Annotated in this window: 4 protein-coding genes and 1 pseudogene; 2 read left to right on the forward strand and 3 right to left on the reverse strand. The window is 49.7% G+C overall.

What is annotated here, in order from left to right:
* On the reverse strand, positions 1-889 hold an 889-nt coding region (locus tag CV944_RS16805; protein ID WP_199170469.1), incomplete at its 3' end, for an IS1634 family transposase.
* Between the two features lie 97 nt (positions 890-986).
* Entirely contained in the window at positions 987-1,400 is a 414-nt protein-coding gene (locus CV944_RS16810) for a hypothetical protein (RefSeq protein WP_233205286.1), read from the reverse strand.
* Here CV944_RS16810 and CV944_RS16815 point away from each other — a divergent pair.
* Positions 1,399-1,734: pseudogene (locus tag CV944_RS16815) on the forward strand (hypothetical protein); the annotation flags it as partial. The gene CV944_RS16810 and the pseudogene CV944_RS16815 sit on opposite strands and share 2 nt — an antisense overlap.
* Positions 1,735-1,815: 81 nt before the next feature.
* Here the strand turns inward: CV944_RS16815 and CV944_RS16820 are convergent.
* A complete protein-coding gene (locus CV944_RS16820) occupies positions 1,816-2,298 on the reverse strand; it encodes a hypothetical protein (RefSeq protein ID WP_100664561.1) in 483 nt (160 codons plus the stop codon).
* A 330-nt stretch (positions 2,299-2,628) separates the two neighbouring features.
* Here CV944_RS16820 and katG point away from each other — a divergent pair.
* The coding region (gene katG / locus CV944_RS16825) for a catalase/peroxidase HPI (protein ID WP_100664562.1) at positions 2,629-4,398 on the forward strand (1,770 nt) is incomplete at its 3' end.

Here is a 4,398-nt window from a genome sequence, read left to right on the forward strand (position 1 = left end):
GTTGCAAGATTCGCAAATTCTCTTCAGACGAAAATCCGCGGTCCATCACGCTGATCACACGCCCAAGCTTCCAGCCAATCAAGTCTTGTTTCACCTGTTTGATGACCGTCATATCCATCGTATTGCCAGGCCATACCCAAGCGCGAATGGGGACYCCTTCCCGGGTAACGGCCAGTCCAATGACGATTTGGACCAAATCGGGACGCTTATCTTTGGAAAACCCCTGCTTTCGAAGCGATTCTCCTTCTGGTGTTTCGGATGGATCCACTTCGAAGTACGACGAAGTCGTATCAAAGTAAATCAAATCGACTTCCAGGTTCAATAAATCGGCCACGGCATGGAACACTTGGCGTTCCAATTCCGGCTGCACAGCCAGCAGCTCATCCATCGCCCGGTACAACTGGTGGCTGGCGACTTGGGGAAGATGAGGGATATGCACGTCTTTCTCCACCCACTCCTCCATCGCCAACTTGCTTGACGGATGAAGGGCACGATTCGCCACCATGGCAAAAATCAGCCGTTCCAACGGAATCTGATGATGTCGGGAGGCAAACAAGGAGTGGAGAATYTCTCCCAATCCCAGTTGTCTCCAGAGCTGATCCAAAAGCCAAGCGCCACCAAGGCGTTTGCTTGATTGAAACTGAAAGTCATCCGACACTTCTCCTGTCAACGTCTCGATTTCCCAAGCCTGCTCAGGAGAAAGGAATCGCGAAATGCTTTTGGCCAGACGCTCCAAGACRGCGCGATCCACCTCGTCTTCGCGCCCAAACGAATAAATCACCTTCGCTTTYGCATATTTGGCCTTCGGATCCCATTCGTTGTGAGCAAGCTGGAGATACGCCACGGTCGTTCCATCTTTGTTTTTGCGTGTTACTCGCCGTATGTACATGCCTATATTATAACCGATATTCAGCTGTTTTAAAAGTTAAAATAAACAAGTCGTGTGCCTATGAAATTCAGTGTTTTTTTCTAGGATCCGCATATTTTCATTTGCCTAAAATGGCCTCAAAACTGTCGAACTCGGGTTGAATTTTCTTGGTTAAAACGTCTACATCTTTTTCCGGTTCGTGTGCTTTGGTACTGTTGCGTAAAGCGTTTTGCAGTTTTGAAAACTCCTTTGCGATTTTCTCTATTTGTTCCTTCATTACTTTATAATCGTTTTCCATTCTCTCTGCCCAAGATGTCCATGAGTCGATTGATTCGTTCATAAAAGAAAGAGTCCCATCCTTTCGTAGTCGATTTTTTTCTTTTGTTTTTCGTCGTTCTTCATTCCATTCCATTTCCTTTTGTTGAAACACCTTCAGTGTCGCTTCTAAAGACTGGATGTGTTTTTGATTGGCTTCCGCTTGTTCTTGCCAGTAGGCGCATTCTGTTTTCCATTGCTCTGTCTCCTGTCTCATTTGTTTGCGCGTTTCTCCGAAAGAACACATGGCGTTATCGGCAAAGTTAGGAGGCGGCATTCAATACGATCGCCGTCTCAATCCGCTTGTCATGGAAGCTTGGCAATATGTGAATGAGGAGGCGGAGAACATCGCGGAAGAGAAGGGAGAATTTTGGCTGAAGCCGGTTCATGTGTCACGCATTGAGCCAGGGCAAACGCTCTCTTTTTCTAATTTCCAATTTCAAGTCGGTAAGCGTGAAATCTCGACCACTTACAAAGCGGACGGATTTTTTTTCTGCCAACAGCTGCCTAATGGAGTGCGAGCATTGAACCATATTGTCGTCCATGCTTGACAGCCTGAAGACCTACGCGCCATAAAGCAAAAACAACCGGCTCAGAGGGCAATCGCCTTTCGCTGAGCCGGTTTTGCCGGGTTATACGCTGCGAACAACAAGAGCGTTCAAGGCGCGAGTTTCTGCTGTGATGCCGCTTAGCAAGGTGGATAAAATCCCACCGTTCGTTTCAATCACAATGCGATAGACATGCGTCCCTACGCCTGGCGTGTCGACCCATGTCAAGTTCGGGAAAAGTGTTGTATTCGCAGCGAGTGAGAGTACGGGTAGGAGGGATTCGACATCAAGTGACGCAATTGGGACAAAAGCTCCTCCGTTTGTTGACCGTTCCAGCCTATAGGTGACCCCTGTCAAAGTAGCACCGGATAGAAGGGCTAAAACAGCCAGTTCCAACTCAACCATCGAATCGAGCTTGACGCGGTCGCCGCTGAGCGTTGTAATCGGCTGCAAACGAAGCACTTCCGTGACGGCAGTTCCGGTCAGAGGAATGGTAATGGGCAAATCCGTTGAAGACTGCGTAAAGAACAATTGGGGAAACAATCCACCATTGCACACACAAACCATTCGTCTATTTTAATACTACTGTATAGGTTGTAATAAAGAATTTCCGACCTCCATGTCCCGTCTTTACTTTATCACCTAACAAGCTGGCACGGTGACAAGAAGAGCGAACAATGCCATGTAGCAACTTATATGTATTAAATGATGATGCTACAAAAATGGATTCTGACGAATAACTATTTTTTTAAAATGAGAGAGAAACCTATAATCAAGGGTCATTGCTTTGATCCAGAAAATTTGGGCAAAAATATTATTTTCCCTTTACAAATAAATATTAATTTATTATAATTCTAATGTACTAATCATTATCAATTATAGAAAGGGGAAGAAATAATGGGGAACCAACAAAATGCTTCCAAATGTCCATATCACGGCAGCGTCACAAGCTACAACTCAAATCGAACAACCAATAAAGACTGGTGGCCGAACCAGCTGAACTTAAGCATTCTCCATCAACACGACCGAAAAACGAATCCTCATGATGAAGAGTTCAATTATGCCGAGGAGTTTCAAAAACTCGACTACTGGGCGTTAAAAGAAGATTTGCGCAAACTGATGACAGAAAGCCAAGACTGGTGGCCGGCCGACTATGGCCATTACGGTCCGCTGTTCATCCGCATGGCGTGGCATTCGGCGGGAACGTACCGCATCGGCGACGGCCGTGGCGGCGCTTCGACCGGCACGCAGCGCTTTGCCCCGTTAAACAGCTGGCCGGACAACGCCAACTTGGATAAAGCGCGGCGGTTGTTATGGCCGATCAAAAAGAAATACGGGAACAAAATCTCTTGGGCCGATTTGTTCATTTTGGCGGGCAATGTCGCTATTGAATCGATGGGCGGCAAAACGATCGGCTTTGGCGGCGGCCGGGAAGATGTCTGGCATCCGGAAGAAGACATTTATTGGGGCGCGGAAAAAGAGTGGCTCGCTTCGGAACGCTACAGCGGGGATCGCGAACTGGAAAATCCGCTTGCGGCTGTGCAGATGGGGCTGATCTATGTCAACCCGGAAGGCCCTGACGGCAAGCCGGATCCGAAAGCGGCAGCGCGCGACATTCGCGAGACGTTCCGCCGCATGGGGATGAACGACGAAGAAACGGTCGCCTTGATCGCCGGCGGCCACACGTTCGGCAAAGCGCATGGCGCAGGCCCTGCTTCCCACGTTGGCCCCGAGCCGGAAGCCGCTCCGATTGAAGCGCAAGGATTGGGATGGATCAGCTCATACGGAAAAGGAAAAGGCCGCGACACGATCACGAGCGGCATCGAAGGCGCGTGGACGCCGACACCGACGAAGTGGGATATGTCGTATTTCGATATGCTGTTTGGCTATGACTGGTGGCTGACGAAAAGCCCATCTGGGGCATGGCAATGGATGGCAGTTGACCCGAAAGAAGAGCATCTCGCACCGGATGTCGAAGACCCATCGAAAAAAGTTCCGACGATGATGATGACAACCGACCTGGCGCTTCGCTTTGATCCGGAATTCGAAAAAATCGCCCGCCGCTTCCATGAAAATCCGGATGAGTTCGCGGATGCGTTCGCCCGCGCTTGGTTCAAACTGACGCATCGCGATATGGGGCCGAAAACGAGATACTTAGGTCCGGAAGTGCCGGAAGAAGATTTCATCTGGCAGGACCCGATTCCAACGGTCGACTATGAATTGACCGATGCCGAAATTGAAGAAATCAAAGCGAAGATTTTGAACTCGGGTCTGACGGTTAGTGAACTCGTCAAAACCGCTTGGGCCTCAGCCAGCACGTTCCGCAACTCCGATAAACGAGGCGGAGCCAACGGCGCCCGCATCCGCCTTGCGCCGCAAAAAGATTGGGAAGTGAACGAACCAGAGCGGATCGCTAAAGTGCTTTCCGTCTATGAAGACATCCAGCGCGAGCTGCCGAAGAAAGTCAGCATCGCCGATCTCATCGTTCTTGGCGGCAGCGCGGCGGTTGAAAAGGCGGCGCGCGACGCTGGCTTTGATGTCAAAGTGCCGTTTATTCCAGGACGGGGTGATGCGACGCAAGAACAAACTGACGTCCAGAGCTTTTCCGTACTGGAGCCGTTTGCCGACGGATTCCGCAACTATCAAAAGAAAGAGTACAGCGTCGGT

It is taken from the genome of Geobacillus sp. WSUCF-018B, assembly GCF_002809985.1.
GTDB classification, from domain to species: domain Bacteria; phylum Bacillota; class Bacilli; order Bacillales; family Anoxybacillaceae; genus Geobacillus; species Geobacillus thermophilus.